This window comes from Pelomicrobium sp. G1, from assembly GCF_051905455.1.
Classification (GTDB): Bacteria; Pseudomonadota; Gammaproteobacteria; order Burkholderiales; family UBA6910; genus Pelomicrobium.
Window position 1 is genome coordinate 1 of sequence record NZ_JBQACR010000109.1, and the last position, 449, is coordinate 449.

At 56.8% G+C, this 449-nt stretch carries 1 protein-coding gene; it reads right to left on the reverse strand.

The window, feature by feature from the left end:
• Positions 1-103: 103 nt before the first annotated feature.
• The coding region (locus ACTFO6_RS17710) for a GNAT family N-acetyltransferase (RefSeq protein WP_439935737.1) at positions 104-449 on the reverse strand (346 nt) is incomplete at its 5' end.

Consider the following 449-nt stretch of genomic DNA (forward strand, 5'->3'; position numbering starts at 1 on the left):
GGACAAGGATCTGTTCATAACGCTCAGCCGCGTCGCGTGCCAGTTGCCATTGTGTGGAGGTTGTTGTCATACGCACCATCTCCTTCCCGCCCGACGCCGAAGCTCAAGGCCCACCTCGGGATGCGTCACCCGAAGCGCCCGGTGGGGCGATAACCAGCCGTTTGCGCATCGCGAAGCGGCGAAACAATGAACCACGAAGTGTAATCTCTTGTTCTTCGGTTACCACGAACCCAAACCGCTCAAACACCGGCTTTGCAACGGGACTCGCTTCTGTGCAAAGCTCTGTGACCCCTGCACAGAACAGCGTACGTTCAGCATGAACATACAAGAATGAAGCCACCCCACGCCGTGCATAGGATAGCGCGACGTATAAGAGTTCAATGTAGCCGTTTGGCTCGTACGAGATGAAGCCCGCGACCTCAGCGCTCTGGACAGCAACGAATGTTCGC